Origin of the sequence: Pseudoalteromonas luteoviolacea S2607 (assembly GCF_001625575.1) — a bacterium.
Taxonomy (GTDB): Bacteria; Pseudomonadota; Gammaproteobacteria; order Enterobacterales; family Alteromonadaceae; genus Pseudoalteromonas; species Pseudoalteromonas luteoviolacea_E.
Map to the genome: position 1 here is coordinate 342,810 of NZ_AUXV01000072.1, position 26,606 is coordinate 369,415.

A 26,606-nucleotide genomic window follows, 5' to 3' on the forward strand; every position below is an offset into this window, starting at 1 on the left:
TCCTGTAAATTGCGCTTTAGACGCACACCTTAAGGCACAGCCCGATAATGAGCTCGGGGAGTTTTATGTAATAAGGCGTTAAAAACATGCGGATGAGTATATGAGCTGGCTGCATTTGAGAGCGCGGATCATTCTTTGACTTCTAATCAGGCTGGAGACCTTTTAGGTGAGATCAAACAACTCTGACCTTATTGATATTTTATAAGCGGTACAATACTTTGATGATGTGCCAGCCAAATTTTGTTTTGACTAGCTGTGGTGTGAATACTTCATAAGAAAAGCAAACTTTATCAAATTGAGGAAGCATCGTGTCGCGTCTAAACTCTCCCAAATCCCACTCTTTGAGCGTTTTTAACTAAAGTTTGAAACTTAACATCTTTCTTTAACTGCTTAAGAATATCTTCCACTTGCTCCTTGTGTTTTACCAATATGTGTAAAACGTGTGCTGTACTAGCCATATGACACAATGCGCACTGTCTAAATCTAAATAAACTGAGCAAAGACACATGTAGCTTAGAACCAAATCACGCTGCTATCTTATTAAGAAGTTGAAGAGTTGAAGTAAAAATCGCTTTACTAACAGCAAAGCATAAATTGAAACCTACAAAGTGAAAATCTCTAGTTACTTATCTATTTCGTAGGTATTTTATTTAGGGATCAGCAACTCTGATCCCTTTGACTAGTGGCGATATTCCGCGACTACTTAGTAATATGACAAACCCAACAGCTAGCTAATCTAGTATGATCGATAGTATATCCACCGCCTACTTGAGGTGTAACATCAGCCTGTAACGCACTTTTACCCTTCGAAAGGTTTTTAATTGGTTTACTTTTTAGTTTTAGTTTCATTTTAATTTCCTTTTCTGTTTTTATTTTACAAAACACTAACACCAGCACACTTTTTGATCAACACAAAAATAAAACTTTTTCCTCACCTTATTTTTATCTAAATTTTAAAGTAGTCAGAGTCATTAAGTATTTTTTCTAGTTTAAATTAGCAAGAGCCATTCGAGGTTACGGACTTTCTTATATATTGATTTTTATAGCATTAATCATTTTTAATATAATTAAATGCATTAAATGAGCGACACTGTTCGAACTACAATTAACTTCGTATTTATAGGCACTGTTCTGAACACTTAGTTACCAACTTAGAAAAACTAAATGAATGTAATTTAAGTGTGTTTTTTCAATATAATCAATAAGTGAGATATTATATGAATACGCCATAAACTCTGTGCACAATGCAAACAAAGTAAAGCAGTTATGTATCGCTGTCGCCATAACACAATCACCCAATGGCAGTTTGATTGTGGCCGCTGTTTACTTATTATCAAAAAGCATTATGCGCAATCATATCGATACGGTGGAACTTGGAAAGCCCAAAAAAAGTAGCCCACATCCCAGTGAAGAAATATAACGACGCCTCATTGCATTACTTCAGCCAAGTCAAAATGAGCACCTCAAACTTAATCTAAGCCTGCTCGTAAAGTGTAACTTATAGATATATGAGCAAGTTTTTCTATTTCATAGAATCAACGACTCTGACCCCATTGATTTGCAGACAAACGTCACGAAAGTTAAAAATATGCACTACGCTAGTATAAGTAAAAAGTAATTAAGAGAAGCCAATGAACAAAGTCATTCTTATTTGGCTATTGCTATTAAGCTACACTTCTATTGCAAGTGAGACTATTCGCGTGCGCGGTAGCCAATCTGAACATGATAGCACTCACAACTACTACGTCGGTCTTATCGAGCTCGCATTTGAAAAGCTAAATAAACCAATTCGAATTCAGTTTTCTCCTTACATGGTGCAAGACCGTGCACTCTCTGAATTAAAGTCAGGGCGCTTAATTGACTTATATTGGGCTGGCACTAATCATCAGAGAGAATCTGAGTTGGGCGTCGTGCGCATTCCACTTAACAAGGGGTTGCTTGGGTATCGCGTTTTTACGATTCACAAAGACAATGCGCCGTTCTTCTCTGAAATTAAGTCCATAGAATCGCTTAAAAATATTTCACTGTGCCAAGGGCAACACTGGCCAGATACCGATATTATGTTAGCGGCAGGCCTTAGTGTTACTACAAATGTCATTTACGAAAACATGTTTAAACAAGTGTATGCCGGAAGGTGTAAAGCATTTCCAAGAGGTATAAACGAGGCATTTTCTGAAGTGGTAAGTCGCAATAAAATCATGCCCGATTTAATGGTTTACGATGATTTGATACTACACTATCGCTTCCCGATGTACTTTTTTACACACAAAGACAACAAACAGCTCATTAATGACCTTAAATTAGGGTTAACCCGTGCGCTAGAAGATGGGAGTTTTGATCACTATATGAAAACCCATTCAGCCACTAAACACCTATTTCCTCTCAGCCAATGGCAAAATAAAACGATATTAACGATAAACAATCCATTTTTGTCGCAATCAACCCCCACAAATAATAAAGACCTCTGGATAACGCTTGGCAATTAACCTAACTTTGGCGTCAAATGAGATAAGCCCGATTAAAGAGTTACGCGTTTAGCATTTCTGAGCGTAATAAGTCATGTCGTATCGACACTTTAATTTTATGCCCATTAACTTGAGCTGAGTATTTTTGTGTGAAATCAAATTACTCTGCCCCCTTTCCCCCTCTGTTTTGCAAAAAATTGACACCTTTATGAGGCATGGTTCTCTGATATAGGTAAGAGATAATTTTCCTCAATACTTTCAAGGCTTAGACATGCAATATCGAGATACTGATAAGTTTGGTTTGAAAAATGCATTAGAGAACCCAAATTCAATTGGGTAATGTCATCATTATGAATAAAAGCGAAAGTACAGTGTATGTGTTAAGCGGGTATGCAAAATGCTCGGCCACTCAAAAAGGAAAGTACAAACACGGCAATAAGCACTCTATCGGCCTATTAACAACCGATGAAAACTATCAAGATAATATCAACCAACTTAAGACGTTTATTAAAGACTTAGGTTGGGAGTCCATTATGTTTTGTATGGTCGAAGAGGTCGACGATATCAATACCTTGTCCAACGATGTTCTCGTATCGAGCTTTCTTCGCGCCCAGAAAAATGGCCAGTCTTTGGTGGTGAATGATCACCCAATAACCGTGCATTAATTTTAATGGGGTCAGAGTCGTTGATTGCTTAGACAGCTTTAGAGAACTGACCTCATTCAGACTGTAACCTCACACTCTCTTTGGCTTTTTAATAATCAATTAAAGCTAAGTATTTTTGAAAAGGATCAATGACTCTGACCCCATTGATTGACCCCATGGCTACAAAAAGCAGCCTACCTGCGCTTTTCTCGGTACTGATTTGCATGCTTTAAGCTTTGCAAATCGTCAAATCGTACACCGTGCAGAGCCATAATTGGCCGTATTTTTTTACTAATCATTTGTCGAATATAAAAGGGCTGATTAGGCACGAAATGATGAATGGTGTGCGTACGGCCGAAGTCAAAACAAAATAATTGAAAGGGTAAAAACCAGCGACTGGTGATCACATGTGTTTGCTCCAACACATTATTCACACCGCCATAATAATGCATTGAAGAGGTCACCAAATTAAGCGAAAACGAGCGGACAACATTTGGCAAAATCAGCACTACCATCAAGAACTCAGCAACCGCAAGTAACTCAGCTCCCCAGCTAGGCAATTCAAATGGCTGAACAAATTGCAGCGCATAGTAGACAATCACACCATATAAAATCGCAAAGTAAGCCGTCGCAAGCGGCGCGCCTGCATTGAATACCTGTAAAAACTTAAAACCACGGATCTCTTTACTAAAACGCTTTGCATTGATTACTAAACCAAGCAACCCATCTGCAATCACCAATGCTCTCAAAAAAGGCGATTGAATCCCGTTGCCCACTAAACGCTCTTCTAGGTCTTGAGAAGTACCAGACACTTTATGATGGTGTAGATGAATTTTTTTGCGGTACCAAGGGTTCACCGTATTTGGCCGCATCAGCCACACAATTAACATCATAAAATGATGTATAAACGGACGTTTACTAAAATACTGCTTATGGAGTAGGTCATGCTCAAGTTCATGAGCAATGGAAGTAATAAAGGCTGTCAAAATAATACACAGCCACGCAGGCATCAAGGCAAAATAGTAGAGCGTTGTAACACCAATAAATGAACATAATGACAACAGCAAAATCACCATGGCAATGCTGTTTTGCTGACTAAGAATAGGGTAACGCGCTCTAAGTGAAGCCTCTTCAGCGTTAATTGCAGTCACTATGGCTTTGATGTTCTGCTTCGCGGTTAATTTTGACATTCATGGTTTTGCTGTCCGATTAATGCCAATATCATACCGGAATTACTCTTCCATGAGTACTTTCATCATTTGCTGATGATGGTTCAAAAAATCTTTCGTTATTGCGTAATGCTCGGTGTCTTCATAAGCGACTTCATATATGCCTGTCTGCGAGAATTGATAAATTTTTGCCCTTGGATATGCCAATAATATTGGCGAGTGAGTCGCTATAATAAATTGAGAATTCTCTTGTACCAATTGATGAATTGCAGATACCGCTGCCATTTGCCGTGCAGGTGATAAAGCAGCCTCGGGCTCGTCCATAATGTATAAACCGTCGCCGCGCAGCTTATTCAGCAACGTCGCCATAAATGATTCACCGTGTGACTGTTGATGCAAAGATCTCCCTCCATAACTCTGAAGGTATCCAACCTCATCCATCAGAGTCGCTAAATTATAAAAGCTTTCTGCACGCAAAAAATAGCCATCTCTTGGGTGCTTGAAGCTTCTAATTGGCTTGAGGTACTCATGCAGAAGCGAATGGGTTTTATTGGTAGCAAACGTTGACTGCTTAGTGCCACCTTCGGCATTAAACCCCATAGCGACTGCGATTGCTTCAACCAGCGTTGACTTGCCCGCCCCATTTTCTCCTACAAAAAAGGTCACATCGGGATGAAACTCTAAATAATCTAGCTCGTTGATCGCTGGAATACTAAAAGGATAAACCTCGAAGTTGTCTATCTTGTCGCGCTTTAATTGAATCTCTCTGAGGTAAGGTCTATCTGAAAAGCTCATACTTCCTTTGCTGTTGCGACTTGTTAGTACTGTGACCCGCCAAAGCAAAGGTTTTTAGGCGAAAAACGAGTACAAATGAAATTTTTCGGTAAGCTATCACCTTATTAAACAAGTCTCCATAACTTTATATCCAATAGATGAATATCAATGGGGTCAGAGTCAATGATTTTTAAAATGTAATGCTCGCTGCCCACAAACAGCTTTGCAGACTATTTCGAGAATTCATTGCTGGCCAGCATCAAATAACTCTAACCCCAATGCTGAGCAGAGCACTCTGTATTTATTTGACTTTAGATGTACAAACAGCCAGACAAGTGTTAATTTTATGAAACTATATCATCAATAAAAATGGTGTTTATCACTTGTTAAAGGATTAGTAATGAATAACATAATGGCCTTTATTTTGAGCACAGCCTCTGCATTAGCTAGCTTTTTAACTATTTATACATTTATCCGTGAAGAAGTTTATTCCGACTTTTGGAGCCCTCGTTGGTTGATCTCGACAGGCTGCCTTGTTGTATTTGCAATTGCAACGTCGGCCTTTATGAAGTTTACTGGTTGGAAAGCTGTTGAAGTAGCCTCGAGAGTCCTGTTATCAGTTTTTTATTCTGTCTGTGCTTTAGCTGCATTTATTGTCATGTTCTTCAGTGTTAAAGAGGAAAGCCTAGATTGGAGTTCATATATTGGTTTCTTAGTGCTAACCAGTATATTTACCCTGATCGCTAAATTATCCTCAATCGATGTTCCAGATGTAGTAAAGAAGGTACTCTCATCAATAATCGGCTTTGGAGTGATGTTAGTAGTTTATTGGAGCATGGAGAAATACGTATTTCAAAACCCTGTTTTTCATTGGAATACCTTTTCAAAAGAAATTATCTTGCTCATCATTTCTTCAGTAATACTCGCTAAATCATTTTCAAAAGGCGAGCAAAACACGACCCAAAAACAAAATAAAAAGAGTAACTTATTTAATAAAAAAGTAACCTCATAATACAAGTCAAATTTAAATAAATGCTGAAACAAGCCCCTTTGTAAACCAGAGAGGGGCCTTTAAAAATCCTTCTCATCCCTGCTAATTCAATGGGGTCAGAGTCAATGATTTTTAAATGTAATGCTCGCTGCCTACAAACAGCTTTGCAGGCTATTACGGAGACGAAGGAATCATAAAAAGCGAGATCAAACGACTCTGACCCTATTGATTACATCTCGTATCGCTTAAGTATGGCGAGCATATTGTCTGGGATCGGCGCTTTTTGCCCTGTTTTCATATTAAACATCACCACAGTAGCATACCCCGTTGTGCATACTGCTTGCTGTGATTCGCTAAACGCCTCGTAGCGCATTGTGAAGCGGTCTTCTTTTATATCAGTGATATATGACCCAATATACAAAGTATCAGGAAAAGTCACTGGTCGTTTGTATTGCGCATAAGTATCACGTAGCACGGGACTATGGCTGGGTTCAGACAAAATAGAAAGTAAGCCGGTTTGCTTTAAAAAATCAATCCGAGCGGTTTCGAAATAACGAAAATACGACACGTTATTCACATGCCCCAATGCATCCATTTCGCCCCATACCACATTAATTTTTGTATTAATTGCAAACTTTTCGAAAAACTCCTGCATGATGTTGCCTCAAATTGTGGTTATTTATTTTGAGAGTAACAACTCATCGTACCAGCTACAAGGTTGGTTCAGTTGCAAAATGTACTTTTGCGCAGGATGGGATCAATGGGGTCAGAGTAAATGATTTTAAAAATGCACAGTACTCTTTCCTCAACCAAACTCTTATAAGATTGCAGACTCATTAAAAGTTAGGATCAAATGACTCTGACCCCTTTGATTCTTACTTCGACATTTTCAATTCTTTTGGGTTGAATTGATAATTATGCCGATTCCACTTTGATGTAATCCCAATATCATAGCCATAGGTAAGGGTTACTTGAATCAAGTTTTTGGTGAGTGATTCTGGATAAGTATCAACTACTATTTGAGCTAATTGTTTTGCGATTTCAGAATCGTCCACTTTATTTTTATAGAGAAAAGCCTGAACATTCACATATGTTGTGGTTTTGCTGACAGAGTCAGATGAGGTGAATGTGGTTACGCCTTCTGTGACCCCAGCATACTTCACCGATTTATTTTTAATTACGGCTTCCTGAGTTACTAGCAAGCCTTTGAAAGGTTCTGATTTAGCTAAGTCAGAAGTAAATACTGGACTCAAGGCCCCTATTATGAACAAACATATCACTACAGCGAAATGTGCTTTCCACACAGGGGGGAGCTTTTCAGAACTAACTTTTACATTAACAACATATGTACCTACTGCTAGATCATGCAATGACTGTCGAGTTGAGCGGTTAAAAATATACAAATAGACAATTGAAAAGAAAAAACCAAAGAGGATCATCGATAAGGGATAGACTAAGAATGAGAGCAAAGCTTCATTCATAATTTGCGCGCCATTGAGTGCAAATGGAACTGCAAGGAAACTATACCTTAAAAAAGACTTAGGTAGACTGATAGTCAAATTGGATGAATCAACGACTCTAATATTAAGTAATTTTTTACCAACTGTTTGGCCATTGAATAAGGAGCTATTCATTATACCAAAATAGGTAATTGATAATGCAAAACCAATTAGCCGGCCCCACCCTCCAAGCTCGACAAAGAGATCCTCAAGAAATAAGCCTAATACATACCCCAAAACACCTAAAACTAGCGTATCAATAGCCAAGGCTCCGATTCTTCTCCAAAACCCACAAACCCATTTCTCTGAAACTGTTTCCAAAATCTTCCCCTAACTACAATGATAAAAAGTATTCTAACACTCGCTCAGCTAGCACTATAATTGCGGACTAAAACTAACGACCCACAAACGCATGCCTGTAGCTTTACGCGCTTGATTTAAGCGATTTTTAGTAAATAACGCGACAGAGTCAATGAATTTTCATACAAATGAAACGCTTTCAACAAACAACTTAGTTGGCTATTGCGAGGATTGCGGATTAAGTACTCTGACCCATTTGATTACAGGCACTGGAAAGGAACACCGAACAATTAAGTCATTAGCCCAAAAGCAACCGTTGTAACAACAAGTATCACCTCAACCCATTCTTCTAGGCTGCGTCCACTGTTAATAACAAGGACTATACGATGAAACGAAGTAATTCATTTAATGATGTCAAAACCACAAGTTCGCAGCCGCCTTTACAACAAGGCAACGCCCTGACTTTAACCCGAAAAAAATCTATGATCTCGCCTTTGTCGCAAAACCTAGACGGTGAAAACGCCAATCAGCAACCATAAGAAGTAGACAAGGAAAATAAAATGTTGCATGCGGCTCTTGATGAAGAGATCAACGAACAGCGTCAGGTTTTGGCTGTTAAGAAAAGCGAAATTAACGAAGCCGCTAAAATATTTATTGAAAACAACGGCAACCAAAAAGGCTCTTATCTGCAAGCACTGTTAGATTTGTATAAGCAACTTTCCAATCGCGCAGCGAATTTTAAAAAACCATGGACAAATTTCAAAATCAAGGCTCAATACCTGCGTCAACTAAAGTAATCAAAGGGGTCAAAGTCATTGATATTTCAACCCAAGCACACAAACCCACAGACAACTCCACTCCCCCCTGAAAATAAGCAACTGATGAGTAATGCGCGCGCATGGATGTGAGCCTAGCCACGCTGGCACATGGATGTGCTAATCAGTATTTTTAATATTTGTGTAAGTTGCTCATTTCACCTTGCGCAAAAGTAACCTTGCTTCGCAACGTATATTTTGCACCTTCATCAAGTGATTATTTGAAGATTAAGCGTGATAGAGGGGTGACGAGTGACCGAAACGAAGTTTCGCAGCGCGAGGAAGTGGAGGCATGGATGCCGACAGGCAGAAGCTTCATGGATGAACTTCTGCACGTTATTAAATTGAAATGCTTGCCGCCCCTTGGTTGCCGTCGCCAACGCGACAAAGAGTCAAATTGAAGACAAATTTCAAACCCGTCACGCTAAAGCACGACCTACACTCAGAACAAATCCCGTCATAAAGCCGCTGCCACGGGTATTAAAGTGTCGCCATAATTGACGACCTACACCCACAAAAAAACCGCCTTAATCTCTTAAGGCGGTTTTCAAAATTCCAAGTCGGGAATTAGCCCAACCTAAAATGTCACGGTTTATTTTAAAATTGGACAAACCTCCACGATAAGGCAATTAAACCGATAGTTAAAAATCAATATTAATGCATTTAAATTCCAGACAATTTATATCATATTATTTAATTAAAATTATAAGGCGAGTATCTGTATAAACTATCTTCGTGAAAGCTAAAGGTCAGATTAGAACCTGAGAGCTTACTTACTGATTTAACTGTATCTGAAATAATAGTACCGATGTCATTTCTATAAACTACAGAAAGTTCATTCGAAGTTTCATTGACCTTTAACAAAATAGGTCCAATGACATTAGATTCGTTTAGACTTTTATTTGTAATCAATTCAATTTCTGTCCCTTTGGCTAGATTTAATTGAATTGCTAAAATTACTTCGTCGTTATTTCTGATATCAAATGTATCCACAATTCTTGTAAGCCAAAGTAGGTCATTCTCTTTTTTTGAAACTAACCAATTTAATAGCTCATGATTTTCAAAAATTTCTTCAGCACTAGGTCTATCCATCGAAATATAAGAACCTTCATTTATGCTTGAAAATAATGTCTCAGTTCGGTTATCTATTCTAAATCTCACGCCGTTATCAACGAGCCCCTCAAACAAGCTAAAGGCCAATTCGGTTTTATACTTCAAAAGAGATTCATCTTCATCAAATAGAAACCAATTGTCTTTGTAAGGAATAAGCTCAGAATATAAACCTAAAACGTCACCTAAAGTGTGTATATTGTACTTACCATTTTTGTAATTTTGCTCAATATACTCCAAGAGCTCTGTGGAATGTGGAGCTTCTTTAGCTAAGTATTTAACCAACTCAAACCCATCAATACTAAAATCGTTTTTGGCCAAGGTTTTCTTAGCATATTCAATGGCATAAGGCTGCCTAGTATTCGCAATTAATTGAAAAGCTTCCGGCTTTAAAAGCTGAGATTCAGATTTTAGAATACTATTCGCGATCGATACGAGGGAATAGTCATTATTATAAGTTCTGAGTATCAACTTTTGTTTGGTAATCTGATCTTTAAATCCTTTTTCTGTAAAAACTTTTTCAAATCTTATACCGCGATAATCGCCAGGCATTCTATTAACTAAGTCACTAAAACCAGGCTCTCCAGCTTTTAAAGCTTCTATAGCATCAGAAAAGTCCACTAAGCTTGTATTTTTGTCATTGGCTATCCTTATTAATGTCTCACGCTCTTTTTCGGTTAATTTAAAATAATTTTGATGCGGTTCAGCTTTGTCTCTCAAGTATCTAATTGTGACGCTGTCTATCAAATACCTATCTCGAAGAGGGTTCAATTCTTCAGAGACTAGCGGTGACGGTGTATCCAAAGAAAACCAATTATTAACTTTTTGTTTAACAAGGTCTTCAGCTGATGCTTTTATATCCTGATATCCAAGGTAGCCAGAGACTGCAATAATAAGAGTTAAAGCCGCAGCAATGGGAGTTATTAGCCTCAAAGTTTTGTCAATCGCTGCCTCACTTATTGAGCTGTTCTCTGATTTTATTCGATGTCTCAATATTTCAAATTCTCGATCACATATATCTTTCACCATTTGTGGAATTTGATCTTCTCGTTTTTCTGTTACTTCATTAGTCATTAAGCTTAGTTTCCTAATAGTTTAAATTTTTAGTCCTTAGTTGATTTTTGCAGTAAATCAATTAATAAAACTTTCTTATAATTCAACATATATGTACTGCGTCACTCTCTAGCCCTTTACCTCTCATTTGCTTCTTATTAGACCTATGAGAAATCACCGCGATTGATTTGGTCAATTAGTTCCAATATCAAATTAGGGTTAGTATCCAAACAACTTAATGGAGCCTGATCTCCTAGCTGCCATTTAGGTTGCTTCAACCACTTCAAGGCTTGCTCTTCTGTTTTGAACATTTTTAACAATTTACTTCTAATTTCAGGGCATTTTTCTGTCAGGCGCTCAAAATGATTTTCAGGTACCATAGTTTTTCCTTTTAAAAGAAGATAACTTTCACGTGCCACGATTCTTGTAGCGACTTTTTCTTGGAATATCGATAGGTAAATTCCGATATAACCAGCTTTTGTCATGCTTAAAAAGCCAGATATAGCTTGCAGGAGCTGCGCTTTTTATTTCATTTCTTGTAGAAAGCTCAAGTTTAAGCTGTGCTATTTTTTGTCGGTGCTGATTTAAGCGGTTTTTAAATCTAATTTTCTTTCTGAGTACCACTAACTCTGGATATCGGGTTAAGATTTTCTCAACCGCACCTATAGAAAAATTCATTGTCTCAGCAATATTTTTACACCCCTGACCTACGAACAATTTACGCCAAATCATCCTCTGTTCTGTGTCAAAAACTTTAGAAGGTCTGCAATCTAAGGGAAGGTTCTGTTGCTGAGCTTTAATTTTTAATGTTGCTATAGTTGTGCCTATCGCTCTTGCAGCGTAACGCAGGCTATGGCCTGATTTCAGCATCCTTAATCCTATAGTCCAGTCAATTTTTAAGGTACTGCAAGTTTTAGTAGGCTTAGTAGTTTCAATACTTCTCTCTTTGGAAATAACGGACTTCTTAAAAGCTTTCCAGTTGCCAAACAATAAATAAATTAATGCTAAATGTTTTATTGGGTGGTGGTATCGAAAATTGTTATAAAATAAAGTTTCTGGGTAACGCTCTTTAATACACTGTTCTTCAAGAACTTTAAAAATAGCTGAATTTTTAGCGAGCAAATTAAGCTTACCCGCGATAAATTTCCTCAGTAGCCTTTGCCTAATATGATTTGCTTCTGTGACAAAGCCTAATTCTAACAACTGATTTCTATAAGTTTTATAAACATCACTTAAGGAAAGTCGAAACTCAAAATCAAAAAATTCCTCACAAATGAGTTTATTAAAATCAAATTCTTCTGCTAGAGCATTAACTTCACGTGTATAATTTGGGGACAGAAGAATCTTGATACTATTTCGCTGAACCGTTCCTAAATAGCAGCCATGCACTGGACAGACAGTAATGCCTATAAGTTGGTGAACTTTATGCCAATAAGCTGCACCGTATTTTTTAAAATCAATTTCAACGCACTTAGGGCAATAGTTCAACGTTTGACCAGGTGTAAGCCTACTAGCTACATTACCTAACTTACTCTGGAGACTCCCTGTGCCACCAGTTTCTAATGCTCCAATCAGTAACTGAAAAATATCATTGCTAATGAATGGTTTGTAATATTGAACACTTGTCATGTGTTCAATAATGTACTCCATTGATATTCCCGATAACTTAGCGATAGAAGGCAGGTAACCAGGAAACTCATTACTAGGCCTAGAGCCGTTAACTCCAATGACACTTAATGTATTCTTCTTAAATGAAGCGCCAGCAGACAGAAGATGAAACCGACAAAGAAGACTAAAAATAGACTCATCCGGAAAAGGCGTAGGAAATGCAGGATGTTGTCTCACGCTAACGCTCCATCGAGCTTTAATTCATGTCTTAGCCAATAAAATAAAGCAAGCCAATAAACCGGATTTCGCCCGCTTATAAAGGTAGAGTCCACAAACATTGCAGCAAGTATGTTGGGCCTACCTCGTCTGGTATATCTTGCGTAGTCTCTGAATAAGTATTCCAGTAATTCTTGACCTAGACCAACTTCAAATTTAGGGATTAAATCTGTACAAATTACTTTTATTTTAGACGCACGTTGTTGGTTTAAATTGAGATGTTCTATTATATCTTTTTGAATTTTCAATAACTCTTTTTGTTTATCTATACAATGTGCGAAAACCTTAAATACAAATGATTGCCATGTTTTTAACTCTTCCGAGGGGAATTTAATAACAGGAACCCACCCTTTGATGTCACTCGGGAGTAATTCGGTATACAAGTTTTTTACTGGATCATGTGCTTTTTCAATAATGGTATTGTGCTTGTAACACATAAAGGCACTTGGAATTTGGTGTTGTGTATGCCAATAGCTAACGCCAAACTCAGTAAGATCTTCTTGCCTGCACTTTTTACAACTGTGCCAGCTTGTATCAAAGCTAAAAAGCTGTTGTTCGTTCATATGGCTAAATGCATCTAATGTTGGATCCTTATCATTAAGAAGAGATCCCACGGATAACTGCCACAATGGAGCTACTGTGTTGTTCGATAGAACTTTACTTCTATCACAGTGTTGATTTACTAATGCCTCAATAGATTTAGAAAACAATTTATTTGGATGCAGAAACCGATCTTGGAATAGCAACTTTTTTTGAAAATATAAAAATTCCGCATACCCGGAGAGCTTATAAGCTCTAATAAGCCAGGAGTATATATGTTCACCCGAAAATGGATTGTTTAATGAAACAATCATAGAGGAACACCTTCATAACCATCATCGTCAAGCGGTAACTCCGAAGGTATCATTGCTACTTGCTTCTCTAGCCGTTTTACAGTTCTCGTTTCTTTTTGAGTTAATTTGTATTCAGGTAAATAAACCTCAATTTGTTCTAATATAGCTCTAGCTTCAACGCCACTAAAATTATGGTCATCAGCTACTTTTAGTAATTCTTTAATTAGCTTTTTAACTTCCTTGTCCAATCCTCTCCCCAAAGTCATGATATCGTCAAAAGCATCAAGTTTCCCATGTCGAAGGGCTATAATTGCAGGCTTCATCATTGAAAATTTTGTATCAAATATGTGGTCAAGTATTGCAATAGAAATACTCTTAATACCTTTTCGTAAACAATATTTATTTGCTTGCTCTACTAGAAAAAACAAACAGTGAGGAATTCCCAAAGTTAAGCTATAAATCTTTTTAAATATCTCATCATTTAATTCAGTAAAATCTGGGGTTAGTTGATAATCCCAAGCATATTCAACCAACATCTTCCAATCTTCAGAACCAATTGAAAAATTGCGCCATTCATGGGGAATACCCAACCTACGAGCATTTGTAAATTCTTTTTCTGCCAACCGGTTAGCTTTCGAGGTACCAATTTTCACAGTTGGTATTCGAGCCACTTGTGTTAATTGATCAAATAGCATAAAGATCATGGCGCGTTCATTAGCTGAAGCAAAACAAATATTATGTATTTCATCAAAAATGATCGCTCCAATAAGCAATGTTGAGCATAATGTGACTAGCTTCTTAATACACCTCTGCGTGTTAGTGATTCATATTGCTGTTCATAATCAGTACCCAGCACTTTATCTATCTCTGCTGCGATAATTAAACATATTTCTTTACTGTCCGCATCCGCCGGAATATCAACTTTGATGTAGACTATTTGAAGCCACTCCCACTTCATAGGCCCATCTTCTGGGTGGCGAAATACAGGTTTAATCAACGTAAGAATACTGTCAAACAGTGTGGTTTTCCCCATACCACTATATCCAGTAAACTTAACAGATGGAGCAGTCGTCCGAGTGCGTTTATACTTTGCTGTTGCAACCTGGTTTTGCCACTTTACGGTATCTTCTTCACAAGGGTTCCTTTCAGCTAACCCTTCTTTCAATATATTTAAGAAGTCGCAATAAACATCGTAATACTCTGATGTTGGTGATACTGACTTCATGATCTTAGAAGCTTTATGCTCTAACGTTTCAACATCCAAACTTTCAAAGTCATCGGGAACTTCAACTAAATCCTCTACAGCATCCCAGAACTTATCTACAGTTAACCTAATGGGTAATGTCTCTATAAGTGGATTACCTTGAAAATCAGTATTATTTGAATGCTTATAAACAGCTTTAGCAAATTCCATTATCTACCTCTAATTGATCTTGAATTTCGACGACTTGCCATTTTTTCAGCAAATAATGATGCCGTCGGGTTTGACTTAGTAACCAAACTTGGTTCATCCTCATCATGAAGGCTAGTTTCAGCTTCTTTACTTGCATTAGATAGAGAGCCCGTATGTTCATGAAACTTATTCTGAGAATCTTTCACTTCCCTAAGAATGGCTTTCCTCACGGTTGGCAGTTATATCTTGAGAGTTAGCTTCGTGTGTTGATATTGGTGCTTTCTCTGAAGCGGCCTTGGCAACAATATTGCTGGCTTTTAAGCGAGTTTCACCCTGCTTTTCATCATGTTTAGATTTTAAATTTTTCAACTTATTAGACTGATGAATTTTGTCATTTCTAACCTCTTCATCAGACATGGTTTGATAAGCAGCATCAACCTCTGTTAATACTGCTTTTTTAAAACCATCCTCTGTTTCAATAAATATTTGACCCATTGAATAACGCATAAATCGACACGATAACCTTGGTAATTTATTAGGACCTTCGTTCAGGTCTTGAATACCATTCTCCTTGGTCCATTCACATTTGTATTTCAGCCCTTTAGAGTTATTGCCGTCACGTCTCTTTAAAAACCTACCGGGCAATAACAAGTAACCACGGTGGACAGTAACTTCTCCAACCTCTAAAAGACTTAAATAAAGCTCTTCCTCTGACACGGACTTTAGATATCCAGGACGATTAACAAGCCCCCAATTCCACTTGCTCATTGGAATAGGATCAACACCATCAATACGCATTTCTTTGGTTAATGGCATATCTTCAAGTGGATAGTAATTGTTATAGCGAGTAATAAAATCAATCAAAATTTGGTAAAGCTCCCTTTTATTTATTAGGGCATCTCGTCGTAAATTTCTTTTCAAATAGTCATCTATTTTCTTTCTGCCTACACCAGGTACCTTTCCATACTAAAAATCCTCAAGCGTCATATGCCTGCGCTCTACAAGTCCTTTTTGTTGTGAGTTTCCTTCCGTATTGTAAACTTGCTCAATCTGAGCGTCTTTGCTAAACGCTCTTTCCAACTCAGCTTTAAACTCAGCATTGTCAACAAATATTGATCTACACTTCCGACTAAATGACCAACCTTCTGTTAATTCAACACCAATTTCCTGACAAAACTTTTCTTTGTCTCTAAACGCTACAAACAAAACTTCTCGCGCGGTATGAGCTGAGGCCTTGGCAAAGGTAAGAAGTAGTGCAACCCAAGCCCTTGAAAACATATCAATAACAGAATAACAAGTTGGTTTTCCTAACCTTTTTGTTCTTGTTGGATCAAACTCATCAACTAATTCAATATCCAAAGGTGTTTCATCAACTTGATAAGCGTGCCCAGGCCCTTTGGCGTAAAATTTATCGATATCACCAGAAAGACCCTTTTGATCTTTATTAAATTTGTCAGTTTTACCCTGAGTAGCTCTAAAACTTTCAATATTTTTTTAATTAGTTCTCTAGCATAAGATTTAAATTGCCCCTCAGAGATCCTCTTCTCTTCATCCCAGCGTTTATAACCTGTAATTTCTCCAGTAATTGCATTTACAGTAGGGTCACTAGCAAAAGTATCCTCATACTCAATGAACGCAGCAGGAATCGATTTGGGGTTTCTGCATTTGATATGTTGGTTAACTATTTTTGTTATATGCTTATCGTCAATTTCGTTTCTCATTCGCCCAATGACACCAGAAGCCCTTTTAGGTCCCGTCTTTTTGGTATATTTCTTCTCCAAAGATTTTCCTGTACCTGGCTTTCTTAAGAATGCATTAATGTTGCAACCTGTTCGGAAATACCTGTAAAGCCATTCATATAACTGAGTACGAGTAGCTTTTAAACCAACATTTTTGGCCACCTCTAAACAATTACTAATTTTTCGATTACCATAATTTCTAGAAACCAAGAAAGTCTCTAAGTCGTACAAAATTGGCTTGATAATCTGAAATTTTTTATCTCGCTTACTTAACTGGCTTGGTTTAATAAACTTGTCAGACTTCTTCATATAGTCAGGTAAATCCAATTCACCTTTAGTTAAATCACCAGATTCCAGCTCCAAAATTAATTTTTCGTAGCTAAGTAATGTTGGTTTTTTATCCCTGGTCATATCCATTGCGTATACTCGATCTAGTTGCTTATCGATATAGATAATCACATGGGGTTCTGAAATCGCTGCCTTCATTCCTTTTCTTGGTAAAACCAAGTCGTTAAGTGTTATAGTAATTTGAGACATCAGTTAACGCCTCGGATACCAAGTTCATTTGGTGAGAACTCAAATTCAAGTAACCTTTCCGACAAATTAGCGTAAATTTTTCTGTGCCATACGCAATGTTGAAATATCTCTACGCTGTCAAAATAATCAATCCCAAACTCACTCGCCAACGAATTTAAAATATCGCTAAAGCGGTTCTTGGGTCTCTCTGAAATTAAGTCAAAAAAACGTATTTGCCATCGGGTAATTATTAGCTTTAACGATGTGCTTAATGAGCTAGATGGGTACAATTGTTCAAGGTTTTGAGAGAAAATAGTCTTGATGTTTTCACTCATTACCAAGTACCATTTAACGCCTTGTGACTCCCAAAAAGCCTTTTCCAGTTTTTGCTTAGCTTCTAAGTTTTCTTTTTGTTTATCAGTTAACTTTTCAAAAGCCTTTTGGTCTTTAATTGAATAAGCAACTTTCTTTCCATTTATCTGCTGACAGTAAAAGTCTGTTGTCATTACAACTTGAACATTAGCAGAATATGGATATGTGGGGTACCTAACTCCCAGCGCTTTAGCTATGGCAACACCTCTCTCAATTTACAGTAATGGATACTGCTCCTTTATCCACACAAATCGTCGAGAAAAACGCAATCGATAAAAAAAGTGTCTTTCATTTGTAGAAAGAAAATCACGATCTTGGCCAGACTCATCAAAGTCAGGGGTTCTCGACTTACTTCCCTGTGACTTCATATCTTGAGTTTCTATGAATGAAACATAGTGAGCGCTATTTTGGTTTGCACGCTTCCAGTTTTCTATCCAACCATCTCTGATTTTATTTGTGATTTTGTTTCTACGTTTCATTATTAAAATAGTTACCCTTAAGTTCACACTAACAACAACTTCTTAGATTTAGCAAAACACACAACAAACTTCAAGCCGTTGTTTTTAAAACATATTTTTACAATAAATAAAAAACTGTCAGATATGAAATAGCAGCACAAAATTAATACTTAACTTTCAAAACCGTAGTTATTTAGCTTATTTTTCTGACAGTTTTTTTTATAGATATCTGTTCTAAACAGCCGCTTGGTATTGATAATAAATTCTAAAAAGACAAGTAGCTTATCCTTATAGATTCATAAAAAAATCGCCTACGCCATCTACATTTCAATGGCGCAGTCATTGCTTCAACCTTCAGATTCAAGTAAAGCGATATCATCTAACAAAGGCATGCTTCCATTCGACAACCCTTGTAATTCACCGCACATAGACATCACTTGATTTGTAATACCGTCAATTTGCCCTTCACGTTTCTTCCATATTCGCTGCATCGCTGATTTTTCCTTCCCCAGCTCTAGTCGCATTTGATCCTGGTGATCGACTATCGCCTTGATGCGCTGAACAAACTGATTACTACAGATATAGTCATAAAGCGCTTCCATTTGCTCACTTTTACCTACACTTACAACTTTTTGTCGTTGAGATTCAATCAACACGGTGCGTAAAGCTTCCGCTAGCCCCTTCACTAATGCAGGTTTGACTAGCCATACACCATCTTTCAATAACATTGGTTCATTAGCTTCAGCAGGAAACACCGTAGTGACCAATACTGATATATCTCCACCCACGTCTTGTGTGTCGCCTTTTAGCTTCGGTATCCAAGTGTTTGACCAGTTTTCAGCTCGCTTAGCTTCCCATACAATTTTTCCGCAAGGAGTACCAGAGCGCATGCGTACTGTTTGAATAACATCAGCGCCTCTTGCACCCTTTTTAACAGGTTCAATTTCATCAAATGGGTTTGATAGAGCCAATTCAGACTCTAATTCTAGCTCCAGCACTTCACCTTGAAGTTGTTGAGAGCCTTGATCTAGCTTTCGTTTTAACTCTTCATTAGCCTTTGAAGCATCATCAATCTTCTTACGGTATTCCGCTTCTTTTAATTTAAATTCATCTGACACTACATCACGTAGAGTTTGCTTTTCAGCTTCAATACGACGAGCCAATTCTAGATCCATATTCTTTTGCTGATCTTCAAGCTCAGTTTTGGCTTTTCTCAGTGCTAGCTCTTCTTTTCTAAATTGCGCAAGCTGTTCATCTTTGGTTTTAAGTGACTCTTCCAGTGCATCTTTCTCAAGCTTTACGGCTTCACGAACTCGCTCTTCAGCCTTCAGCTTTTCGGATTTAATTCGTTTTTGTAGAGTATCAGCACTTTCTTTACTGTCAGCGAGCTGCTCTTCCAATACAGCAAGCTGTTGTTTAAAAGTTTTAGTTACTGATTTTTCAGCGTCTTTTGCGGCCTGCTCTCTTATCGAGCTTAATTCTTGATTCAGAAGTTGCTGGTATTCGCCTTCATGCTGCTCAATTAAATGTTTGGCAATAGCGTCCCGAATGTGGAACTCGCTATCACAATGTGGGCAAGCTATTTGGTCGTCGGCATTAAGTATAATTTTAGAAGTCATGGCAAAGTCTCATAGTAGTTAGTTACACACCAACTATTACAACCTTTATGCCAAAAGCTATCTTGTTGAATTTTAAGGATATTAACAAACAAAGAGCCACCAAAAAGTAATAAACCTTACTTTTTAGTAGTTTTATCTACCTTATTTAGAGGTTTTAAATTTGAAATGTGCTGTTTTTAGGAAAGGTAATTCGACTTACATCATTTGGGATATTCGGAGAAACATCGAAAGGGATGATCCAAAGCCTTAACTCATTACTGTACTCAAAGCTGTATTGAATGGGTTCAATGAAGTCATCATGGCTAGGATATATTAGAAATAGCTCACCACTACCTTTAAGATACTTATGACCATAAGCGAACATTTGATACAAGTCGCCTTGCGATAAGCCAAATTTATCTGTGCCATTGTCTTTAGTGCTATCAATTACCTTCCACTTAGTATCTAAAACAACATTGGTGCTTTGTTTGTTGATAATGAAAAGATCCGGTCTTAGCTGGAAGAATTTTCGTTTATTAAACGTAGCCAATGACTCGGTTCTCACCTGCGTATCAAGAGTCATGTGCTCCGGTAGTAATGTCAGTAACTCTGACGCTACATAGCTTTCAAATACAGCTTCTAATGGAAACAACAGTGATAATGCATAGCTATTGCCTTGCATGGTTAATGGAGAGAAACCATCCAGAACGAGTTTAGTCCACTCAAAAGGGACTTTATAATAATTCATCCCTCTATCTAACTTAACAGCAGATAAATCTTTCTTAACATTGGTACTAAGAGGAATATCAGCAAAGGCAAACATTAGCTCTTTAGATAGCTTTTGGTTCTTTGCACTATTGCTATAGCTCGATACTTTATTTAATGCGGTATGAATTAATCTATTGATGGCTCTATCAAGTAAAAACTCATCATGTTCAACATAAAACTTATGCTTATTAATTGAATTTGTTCTTATTTGTTTGCCAACAAGTAACTTACCTTTCAAGAATGATAGATTACTTTCCCTACTCACATAGTCGCTACGTAAGCCTCTTTTAACAAGGGTATTTACTGAATCTAAGAACTGGCTAATGAATACTTCAAGTAGAGGCATTTTTGACTTGGTGAGATTTGCGCTGTGAGTTTGAATATGGCGAAATGTGCCAAGTGTCGCCAGCATATTAAGCAACGAGCCACGAGCCTTTTCTTCACCATCTTCGCCTTCAAGTTTACGACCTATTTTAGGCAGAACCTCAATTTGAGTTCCATCTGGCGTAAATAATACGCCTGCATAGTTTTGAATCTGAAGTACTTCTGTGCTCTCAATGCTTTTAAGGCTTAGAAAGCGACTTTCAGATTCGTCACATAAACAAAGCTGTTTAAGGTAAGTAAACGCAGCATTGCTTATTTTAGTTATACGCTTTGACTGCTCAGCCTTTTCACCAACACCCAAATAACCAAATTCGAATACTGTTATTGCTGTTTGAATCCTTTTCACTGCTAATCTTCTTTCTTAGCTCTATATATGCCTATATATGCCTCAGGGGAATCCCAAACATCATTATCAAAAGGTAAAAGTTTATAGCTTTTTTCTTCTTGCTGGTAACTGTTCAAACCGTGGTCATTTCCAAACAAACTATCAAATGATTGTTTTTCTTCACTGACAAACTGTAAGTCTTCAGCTTTTTGGTTGTCACCAAGCACCAAACGGATTTTGTTCCAATCTTCAAAAAAATACTCTTCTAATAACGGTATGACCTTATTTTTAAATACCGATTTAAGTTCATTAAATGCTTTGTCTTGATCTTTAACTAGCGCTTTAACTGGCATAAAGAAAGCGTGCCCCAGCGTATGCTCTCTGTCATAAAGCACTTCAATTCGCTGATTCATCTTACGAATTAATTCTTCTAAGTCGATTCCATTAACGGTAATGTCATTAAATAATTCAGGCTTTGGCATCATCTCAACAAAATCGAAACGGCGACGAAGAGCTGTATCCATCATTGCCAAAGAGCGGTCTGCGGTATTCATTGTGCCAATAAGGTATAAATTATTAGGTACAGTAAAGGGATCGCCTGAGTTTGGTAACAGCACTTCTATCGCTTCATCCTGACCTTCACCAGAACGTTTAGTGTCTTCAATCAAGGTGATGAGCTCACCAAATATCTTTGATATATTACCGCGATTAATTTCATCGATAATCAAGACAAAGTTCTTTGCTTGGCCTTGTTTAGGGGCTTCATAATCACTAACGTTATAGGTTTTTTTTACATAATTAAGAATCGATTTTACATACGAAGAGTTATAGATTTTTTTAGTACTTAACCCACGATATAGCTTGCGTATATTATCGATGGAAACAGGGTAACCTCTACCTAAGTCTTCATGACTGGTTGCTTCAGGGAAAACTCTAAAGGTTGTGTTGCCATGATACTGTACACCAAAATCATTACCGCGAAGTGTCTTTAGACTTAATACTGCTGATTCTTCTAATTCTGCTTTAAATTGTTCAAGCGCTTGCTCTAAAGGGTCGCTATCTGGTTCAACACCTTGCGATGCCTGCTCACAAATTTGTTTAAAGATCCCTGGTTCAACATCATATGAAACTTGACCTTGATCTGAGTTTGCACGCAAGCCTTCCACAAACTCTTCATAACCATAACTTTGATGAAAAGTGACAAATCGAATACGTTTCTCAGCGATTAATTCATCATACTTCTTTTTCAAATCTGCACGTGATTTAGCTTTAAAATCTGGTTCCGCTGCCATAACTGACGTTTGAATCGTATGAAATGTTTTTCCGGTGCCCGGAGGGCCATATAAAATAGTATTTAAACTCATTTTAACTTCCGTTTCTTTTTGCGCGGTCATTTCACCTTGCCCAACCTCATCAAGCTCCACATCAAAGAAAGGCTTGAGTATTAATTCTTCGAATTCTCTTAAATCACTGTTAGCAACAATTGCACATGTACTATTGTAATTAGGCGTCCAGCCTTTTTGTTTTCCTTTATATATGCGTTCTTCTGGTAGAAAAGTTAAAACTGAATATGGTTTTAGTAGCCACTCATTACCTAAGGGAGTATCAACTAACTTTTCAGGTTCAACTCCCGTCGCTGAAACTTTAACCAAAGCAAAAACTTCGTTACTTCTGCTTAAACAGACGATATCGCCTTCATTTAGTTTTTCTGAAAATAGATTGGCTTGTCCACGACCCGTATCTTTATGGACAGCCAGCAATTCATTGTCGAGAAGCCAATTAAACTCTTCTTCATTTAGACTTCCTTTTCCATGTGATACTTTCCAAAACTTCATTTGTACTCCTTATCAATCGCCCACATAGCAAGTTATGACTATTTTTTTAATTCTATGCAGCTGGCTTTTCCATCTTCCACAACTTTTCCGACCCAAAGCCTTGTTTCATCACATTCATCAATGCCCGCTAAATTTATACTCAAGCGGTCAGCTTGTGTACCTTTTATTACATCTTGGGAAAATCCTTGACCGGATTTGATAGCAGCTTTTTCTGTAATAATGTACCTATCGTGAAAATAACGTTCAGGTGCAACTATTAGTTTAAAATTAGGAATGAAATCAAATTTATTAGCATACTCATTTTGAAATACTTCTAAAGGTCTAAGAGTCTCGATGCTAGTAACCAAAGTAAGTGACTTTGTGTATTTAAGCTGTTGTAAAAGACTGAAAACACCTGTCAAAACTGGATTAGAAGATAATTTAAAATACTGGTCAACAATTAATATTTTCTCACTTAAGTAAAAGACTGGACTTATTGCTTCAAGTATATCTTGGGCTTTTTTATTAATACGTATTGAAGGTGGAATCTTCCAAGCAGGGTGCTCTTCGATTAACTGATTGTAAGAAATCGCGCTTTCCCCCAAATTTTCAGAAACCACAGATGAAAAATCTCTTAATTTTAATTGATGCTCCAGCCATTGAATCCAGTTGGCTTCAAACTCTTTTCCGGTGTCCTGTCTATACTTTGGCAATAAAATTAGCGACTCGTCTTTCGACTTTTGGAGCTTATTTAGATAATTAGTAATGGATTTTTTCTTAACATCTTGAAGCTCTGAGTGTTTAACATAGTGAAATGCCTGTTGTGCCCAATTTCTAACAGGAGCAATTACGTAACGCCCCTTTTCAAAGCCAAAAGCCGTTTTCAAAAGCCCATAATAATGAAAATCAACTAAGCACGAGGGATCTAATGCAACTTCCTTATACATTAAAATAATTCCTCGTCTCTTTCATCAAAAAATCCACCTGGCCACCTTTCTGAAAAATCGCCATCCTCAGTTACAGGCAATTTATTTACCCTAACTCCATCTTCTGAACTTTTAAAACAAACAACGCTAATATCACCTGGAGATACATTACTTAATCCAGCAGGAAGCGTTTTCGCGGATGACTCTCTTATACGCTTTAAAATTCTCAGGATTAAATGCTCACTATGGGTTTCAATTAAGAAGCTGGCAGGGTTCTCTAACTGCGTTAACAGATCACCAATGGCGACTTGTATTCTTGGGTGTACATGCAGTTCTGGTTGCTCAACAGCCACTAATCCACTATCACGGCTCAAAGCCGCAACAACCAAAGGCATCAGTTGTGAAACTCCGACGCCAACGTCACTTGGTCTAACATCAATATGGTTATCGGCATCCCATAAAGCATATTCATAGTGAGTGTTTTTTTCGTCAAATCTGAACTTTGTTTCTTTTTGGAATGTATCTTCAAAAATCATACTTTCCAATTGTTTCTCAACTTTATCGTGACCATCAATTGTGCTAATTTTCTTAAACTCAGCAAACTGCTTTTCCACTTTTAAAGCTATTCCGTATCCCAAGTTCAGATGCTCTTGACTAGAAATCCAACTATCCACTTTTCTTAATAATTCAACATCGGCTTGAGCTAATACATCCCAAGCGGCGATACCATTGTGCCAATCAGACTGTTTTGGATAAGGATTTGCTTGGAAAGTAGCATCAGGTATGTTTCTAAGAGGGCCTATGCTTAAACTTTTTTCAAGGAATATCAACAAATCATCCAATGGTGAAACAACGATATCACTTAACACTTCATGAACCATAGCTGTATAGGGGTCATCATCTAAATCAATTGGTGTTTTTAGTACCTTACCTGTATTTGGAAGGGCACCTGAGTGCCCCTCAAAACCGATGGGAACATGCCAATACTTTGCGTTACATGATTTAACAATAAACGTGTCATCCATTTGTTTTGAAATCAGACGGTTATCATTTAACAACTTATGCAAGTGACTTACGAAGCAGTAGTCAGTAAAATCAGGCCACTCTTCTGGGTCTTCAATGAAATCGGCTCCTTTTGCGACTTCTCGCCAATGCTGTTTTTCATACCCTTTCAGTTCAAGTGATTTAGCTTCCAGTGCAGAATGTACTTTATCACCGTCATCAAATTGTTCTTCCAGCCAATCATCATGATTCTCTGGAATCAAAAGTGGGTGAAGGTAGTTTAGATTTTCAATGATCGGTTGTTTTAATCCTGAATCACTATTTAAAGCCGCTATAAATAAGCCATCTAACCATACTTTATAGGCAGATACGTAAGCAGTATTAAGTGGTTTCGACCAAGATATTTCGAATTCGAGTTTTGCCGTTTGAAACTCGCTTGGGCTATTATGATGGAAATTAAGCTCATAAGCTAAAAGGTCCATCACTTCATTATAGGTTTGCCCAATATATTTTTGTTTATCAAATTCAACAGCTAGCTTTATGCTTTTATTTAAATCACGACCGTGTACCAAATTTTTAAAGCCGCCAACAAATTTACCGCCCAATACATCAAGCCTTTGAGGGTTACATTGGCCTTTTTGTAATATTTGTTGAAGATAGGCTAGCGCCATCAGCACGGTACTTTTACCAACGCTATTTGGCCCAAAAAGCAATGTAACCGGTGCAAACTTAATGGTTTGAGTTTGTTTAAATGACTTAAAATTAGTCAGTGATAATTGGGTTATTCTCATTATTGTTCTACTTCTTCTTTTGATTCTGAAAGTGCTGAGGTGCTTAAATAAGGAACTTTTCCTGAAGGTACTAGATTTGCGGCTGAATCAAGATGCACATCTTGATCATCAAAAAAAATATGGGGTTTGAATGCTTGCAATACCTTATCTTTGCCCACGCCACCTAAGAAAAATGCTTCATCAACATACACCCCCCAATGACGCAGCGTTTTAATAACGCGCATTTCCGATGGGCTATTTCTGGCGGTCACTATTGCAATTCTTACGGGCGAATATTCTACTTTCATAGGTAAGCGGTCTTGCAATTTAGATAACTTGATCAAGAGACTGGCATAAGGGCCTTCTTCCATTGGCGTATCCTGCAAGGCATCTTCTTGCGCATGAAACGCTTCCATACCGTGAGTTTTATAAACCAGTTCGCTCTCATCAGAAAACAGCACAGCATCACCGTCAAACGCAATGCGAACTTGCCCCTCCGGAATTTGACTGTTGGTTTTTGGCGGTTCTTTTAGAATGGCAGCAGCACAATGACCCGAGTCAATCACCTGCTGGGCATCTTTTACATCGGTTGTTAAAAAAAGATCGACATCAAAAGCCTCTACATAATCCGCCGCAGATTCTCCTGCGGTAAAGGCTGAGCGGCTAATATTCAGCCCATCATGGCGAATGCTGTTTAAGACTCGCAAACCTGTATCTGGACTATTGCGCGACATAACCACCACTTCAACCAATGGTGACTTATCGTTTTGATGTTTATATTGATTAAGGCCAAGCAACGCCTTAACAAGTGGATACCCTGTGCCAGGCTGTAACGGATCGTTTTCATACTTGCGCATGTAGTCCCGAAAAAGCTCGATGGCCTTATCTGCATCCTCTTCTTTTGCTTCACGAAACATCTGGTCCGAATCGTTCATATCGAACAAAGCTGTTGCAGAAATTCCGACGACCAGAGTATTACTTAAATCAAATGGCATAAAACCTCC

At 37.7% G+C, this 26,606-nt stretch carries 28 protein-coding genes and 1 pseudogene; 5 read left to right on the top strand and 24 right to left on the bottom strand.

The window, feature by feature from the left end:
• Positions 1-199: 199 nt before the first annotated feature.
• Positions 200-458: pseudogene (locus N480_RS23210) on the bottom strand (peptidylprolyl isomerase).
• Positions 459-699: 241 nt separating this feature from the next.
• The gene (locus N480_RS25515) at positions 700-849 is read right to left on the bottom strand and encodes a hypothetical protein (RefSeq protein WP_155732936.1); all 150 of its coding nucleotides are present in this window, start codon (positions 847-849) and stop codon (positions 700-702) included.
• 782 nt (positions 850-1,631) lie between these two features.
• Here N480_RS25515 and N480_RS23220 point away from each other — a divergent pair.
• On the top strand, positions 1,632-2,486 hold the full coding sequence (locus tag N480_RS23220; protein WP_063374804.1) for a hypothetical protein: 855 nt from the start codon (positions 1,632-1,634) through the stop codon (positions 2,484-2,486).
• Between the two features lie 329 nt (positions 2,487-2,815).
• Positions 2,816-3,130, top strand: a complete 315-nt coding sequence (locus tag N480_RS23225) for a hypothetical protein (protein ID WP_063374805.1) — start codon at positions 2,816-2,818, stop codon at positions 3,128-3,130.
• 173 nt (positions 3,131-3,303) lie between these two features.
• On the opposite strand, the gene N480_RS23230 is transcribed toward N480_RS23225, so the two are convergent.
• Both N480_RS23230 and N480_RS23235 read right to left on the bottom strand, forming a co-directional pair.
• The gene (locus N480_RS23230; protein WP_063374806.1) at positions 3,304-4,299 is read right to left on the bottom strand and encodes a fatty acid desaturase; all 996 of its coding nucleotides are present in this window, start codon (positions 4,297-4,299) and stop codon (positions 3,304-3,306) included.
• A gap of 42 nt (positions 4,300-4,341) precedes the next feature.
• Positions 4,342-5,073 (bottom strand): AAA family ATPase, encoded by a 732-nt coding sequence (locus N480_RS23235; RefSeq protein WP_063374807.1) that lies wholly within the window; start codon positions 5,071-5,073, stop codon positions 4,342-4,344.
• A 391-nt stretch (positions 5,074-5,464) separates the two neighbouring features.
• Here N480_RS23235 and N480_RS23240 point away from each other — a divergent pair, with 391 nt between their 5' ends.
• Positions 5,465-6,064, top strand: a complete 600-nt coding sequence (locus N480_RS23240) for a hypothetical protein (protein ID WP_155732937.1) — start codon at positions 5,465-5,467, stop codon at positions 6,062-6,064.
• Between the two features lie 208 nt (positions 6,065-6,272).
• Here the strand turns inward: N480_RS23240 and N480_RS23245 are convergent, their stop codons facing one another.
• Positions 6,273-6,698 carry an acyl-CoA thioesterase gene (locus tag N480_RS23245; RefSeq protein WP_063374809.1) on the bottom strand — a complete coding sequence of 142 codons (426 nt, stop codon included), beginning with the start codon at positions 6,696-6,698 and terminating at the stop codon, positions 6,273-6,275.
• Positions 6,699-6,918: 220 nt separating this feature from the next.
• Positions 6,919-7,863, bottom strand: coding sequence for an RDD family protein (locus N480_RS23250; protein WP_063374810.1), 945 nt, complete (start codon positions 7,861-7,863; stop codon positions 6,919-6,921).
• Positions 7,864-8,228: 365 nt separating this feature from the next.
• On the opposite strand from N480_RS23250, the gene N480_RS25520 reads away from it, so the two are divergent.
• Complete coding sequence (locus N480_RS25520) at positions 8,229-8,381, top strand: hypothetical protein (RefSeq protein WP_155732938.1); 153 nt, start codon at positions 8,229-8,231, stop codon at positions 8,379-8,381.
• A 21-nt stretch (positions 8,382-8,402) separates the two neighbouring features.
• Positions 8,403-8,639, top strand: coding sequence for a hypothetical protein (locus tag N480_RS23255; protein WP_063374811.1), 237 nt, complete (start codon positions 8,403-8,405; stop codon positions 8,637-8,639).
• A gap of 711 nt (positions 8,640-9,350) precedes the next feature.
• Here N480_RS23255 and N480_RS23260 read toward each other — a convergent pair.
• From N480_RS23260 to N480_RS23330, 18 genes are all read right to left on the bottom strand, one after another.
• A complete protein-coding gene (locus N480_RS23260; RefSeq protein WP_063374812.1) occupies positions 9,351-10,841 on the bottom strand; it encodes a hypothetical protein in 1,491 nt (496 codons plus the stop codon).
• 143 nt (positions 10,842-10,984) lie between these two features.
• Positions 10,985-11,200 carry an antitoxin Xre/MbcA/ParS toxin-binding domain-containing protein gene (locus N480_RS23265; RefSeq protein WP_063374813.1) on the bottom strand — a complete coding sequence of 72 codons (216 nt, stop codon included), beginning with the start codon at positions 11,198-11,200 and terminating at the stop codon, positions 10,985-10,987.
• A gap of 28 nt (positions 11,201-11,228) precedes the next feature.
• Positions 11,229-12,665 carry a TnsD family Tn7-like transposition protein gene (locus N480_RS23270; protein WP_063374814.1) on the bottom strand — a complete coding sequence of 479 codons (1,437 nt, stop codon included), beginning with the start codon at positions 12,663-12,665 and terminating at the stop codon, positions 11,229-11,231.
• Positions 12,662-13,558, bottom strand: coding sequence for a TniQ family protein (locus N480_RS23275; protein WP_063374815.1), 897 nt, complete (start codon positions 13,556-13,558; stop codon positions 12,662-12,664). Before N480_RS23275 ends, N480_RS23270 begins: the two co-directional genes overlap by 4 nt.
• Positions 13,555-14,241 carry a hypothetical protein gene (locus N480_RS25855; protein WP_419554958.1) on the bottom strand — a complete coding sequence of 229 codons (687 nt, stop codon included), beginning with the start codon at positions 14,239-14,241 and terminating at the stop codon, positions 13,555-13,557. The genes N480_RS23275 and N480_RS25855 overlap by 4 nt, the downstream gene beginning before the upstream one ends.
• Before the next feature lie 86 nt (positions 14,242-14,327).
• On the bottom strand, positions 14,328-14,951 hold the full coding sequence (locus tag N480_RS25860) for a hypothetical protein (RefSeq protein ID WP_231102307.1): 624 nt from the start codon (positions 14,949-14,951) through the stop codon (positions 14,328-14,330).
• Positions 14,951-15,136: a hypothetical protein gene (locus tag N480_RS25525; RefSeq protein ID WP_155732939.1), complete on the bottom strand. Its 186-nt coding sequence runs from the start codon at positions 15,134-15,136 to the stop codon at positions 14,951-14,953. The genes N480_RS25860 and N480_RS25525 overlap by 1 nt, the downstream gene beginning before the upstream one ends.
• Before the next feature lie 4 nt (positions 15,137-15,140).
• Entirely contained in the window at positions 15,141-15,851 is a 711-nt protein-coding gene (locus tag N480_RS25530) for a hypothetical protein (RefSeq protein ID WP_155732940.1), read from the bottom strand.
• 45 nt (positions 15,852-15,896) lie between these two features.
• Positions 15,897-16,289, bottom strand: a complete 393-nt coding sequence (locus N480_RS25535) for a DDE-type integrase/transposase/recombinase (RefSeq protein ID WP_063374817.1) — start codon at positions 16,287-16,289, stop codon at positions 15,897-15,899.
• Positions 16,274-17,206 carry a hypothetical protein gene (locus N480_RS25715; protein WP_063374818.1) on the bottom strand — a complete coding sequence of 311 codons (933 nt, stop codon included), beginning with the start codon at positions 17,204-17,206 and terminating at the stop codon, positions 16,274-16,276. The genes N480_RS25535 and N480_RS25715 overlap by 16 nt, the downstream gene beginning before the upstream one ends.
• Positions 17,206-17,691: a TnsA endonuclease N-terminal domain-containing protein gene (locus N480_RS25865; protein ID WP_419554959.1), complete on the bottom strand. Its 486-nt coding sequence runs from the start codon at positions 17,689-17,691 to the stop codon at positions 17,206-17,208. Before N480_RS25865 ends, N480_RS25715 begins: the two co-directional genes overlap by 1 nt.
• Positions 17,692-17,772: 81 nt before the next feature.
• Complete coding sequence (locus tag N480_RS25870) at positions 17,773-18,036, bottom strand: hypothetical protein (protein WP_231102308.1); 264 nt, start codon at positions 18,034-18,036, stop codon at positions 17,773-17,775.
• 326 nt (positions 18,037-18,362) lie between these two features.
• The gene (locus N480_RS23305; RefSeq protein WP_063374819.1) at positions 18,363-19,634 is read right to left on the bottom strand and encodes a DUF2130 domain-containing protein; all 1,272 of its coding nucleotides are present in this window, start codon (positions 19,632-19,634) and stop codon (positions 18,363-18,365) included.
• A gap of 154 nt (positions 19,635-19,788) precedes the next feature.
• Complete coding sequence (locus N480_RS23310) at positions 19,789-21,111, bottom strand: McrC family protein (RefSeq protein ID WP_081231975.1); 1,323 nt, start codon at positions 21,109-21,111, stop codon at positions 19,789-19,791.
• 2 nt (positions 21,112-21,113) lie between these two features.
• Positions 21,114-22,925: an McrB family protein gene (locus N480_RS25875; RefSeq protein WP_063374820.1), complete on the bottom strand. Its 1,812-nt coding sequence runs from the start codon at positions 22,923-22,925 to the stop codon at positions 21,114-21,116.
• A gap of 38 nt (positions 22,926-22,963) precedes the next feature.
• Entirely contained in the window at positions 22,964-23,851 is an 888-nt protein-coding gene (locus N480_RS23320; protein WP_063374821.1) for a hypothetical protein, read from the bottom strand.
• Positions 23,851-25,623 (bottom strand): AAA family ATPase, encoded by a 1,773-nt coding sequence (locus tag N480_RS23325; RefSeq protein ID WP_063374822.1) that lies wholly within the window; start codon positions 25,621-25,623, stop codon positions 23,851-23,853. The genes N480_RS23320 and N480_RS23325 overlap by 1 nt, the downstream gene beginning before the upstream one ends.
• Positions 25,623-26,597 carry a 5'-nucleotidase gene (locus tag N480_RS23330; RefSeq protein ID WP_063374823.1) on the bottom strand — a complete coding sequence of 325 codons (975 nt, stop codon included), beginning with the start codon at positions 26,595-26,597 and terminating at the stop codon, positions 25,623-25,625. The genes N480_RS23325 and N480_RS23330 overlap by 1 nt, the downstream gene beginning before the upstream one ends.
• Positions 26,598-26,606 lie beyond the last annotated feature (9 nt).

Bases quoted from the DNA above. Each gene is read 5' to 3' on its own strand.
- N480_RS25515 (WP_155732936.1), bottom strand. From the start codon at position 849: ATGAAACTAAAACTAAAAAGTAAACCAATTAAAAACCTTTCGAAGGGT.
- N480_RS23220 (WP_063374804.1), top strand. From the start codon at position 1,632: ATGAACAAAGTCATTCTTATTTGGCTATTGCTATTAAGCTACACTTCT.
- N480_RS23225 (WP_063374805.1), top strand. From the start codon at position 2,816: ATGAATAAAAGCGAAAGTACAGTGTATGTGTTAAGCGGGTATGCAAAA.
- N480_RS23230 (WP_063374806.1), bottom strand. From the start codon at position 4,299: ATGTCAAAATTAACCGCGAAGCAGAACATCAAAGCCATAGTGACTGCA.
- N480_RS23235 (WP_063374807.1), bottom strand. From the start codon at position 5,073: ATGAGCTTTTCAGATAGACCTTACCTCAGAGAGATTCAATTAAAGCGC.
- N480_RS23240 (WP_155732937.1), top strand. From the start codon at position 5,465: ATGGCCTTTATTTTGAGCACAGCCTCTGCATTAGCTAGCTTTTTAACT.
- N480_RS23245 (WP_063374809.1), bottom strand. From the start codon at position 6,698: ATGCAGGAGTTTTTCGAAAAGTTTGCAATTAATACAAAAATTAATGTG.
- N480_RS25520 (WP_155732938.1), top strand. From the start codon at position 8,229: ATGAAACGAAGTAATTCATTTAATGATGTCAAAACCACAAGTTCGCAG.
- N480_RS23255 (WP_063374811.1), top strand. From the start codon at position 8,403: ATGTTGCATGCGGCTCTTGATGAAGAGATCAACGAACAGCGTCAGGTT.
- N480_RS23260 (WP_063374812.1), bottom strand. From the start codon at position 10,841: ATGACTAATGAAGTAACAGAAAAACGAGAAGATCAAATTCCACAAATG.
- N480_RS23265 (WP_063374813.1), bottom strand. From the start codon at position 11,200: ATGGTACCTGAAAATCATTTTGAGCGCCTGACAGAAAAATGCCCTGAA.
- N480_RS23275 (WP_063374815.1), bottom strand. From the start codon at position 13,558: ATGATTGTTTCATTAAACAATCCATTTTCGGGTGAACATATATACTCC.
- N480_RS25855 (WP_419554958.1), bottom strand. From the start codon at position 14,241: ATGATCTTTATGCTATTTGATCAATTAACACAAGTGGCTCGAATACCA.
- N480_RS25860 (WP_231102307.1), bottom strand. From the start codon at position 14,951: ATGGAATTTGCTAAAGCTGTTTATAAGCATTCAAATAATACTGATTTT.
- N480_RS25715 (WP_063374818.1), bottom strand. From the start codon at position 17,206: ATGTCTCAAATTACTATAACACTTAACGACTTGGTTTTACCAAGAAAA.
- N480_RS25865 (WP_419554959.1), bottom strand. From the start codon at position 17,691: ATGACAACAGACTTTTACTGTCAGCAGATAAATGGAAAGAAAGTTGCT.
- N480_RS25870 (WP_231102308.1), bottom strand. From the start codon at position 18,036: ATGAAACGTAGAAACAAAATCACAAATAAAATCAGAGATGGTTGGATA.
- N480_RS23305 (WP_063374819.1), bottom strand. From the start codon at position 19,634: ATGACTTCTAAAATTATACTTAATGCCGACGACCAAATAGCTTGCCCA.
- N480_RS25875 (WP_063374820.1), bottom strand. From the start codon at position 22,925: ATGAAGTTTTGGAAAGTATCACATGGAAAAGGAAGTCTAAATGAAGAA.
- N480_RS23320 (WP_063374821.1), bottom strand. From the start codon at position 23,851: ATGTATAAGGAAGTTGCATTAGATCCCTCGTGCTTAGTTGATTTTCAT.
- N480_RS23325 (WP_063374822.1), bottom strand. From the start codon at position 25,623: ATGAGAATAACCCAATTATCACTGACTAATTTTAAGTCATTTAAACAA.
- N480_RS23330 (WP_063374823.1), bottom strand. From the start codon at position 26,597: ATGCCATTTGATTTAAGTAATACTCTGGTCGTCGGAATTTCTGCAACA.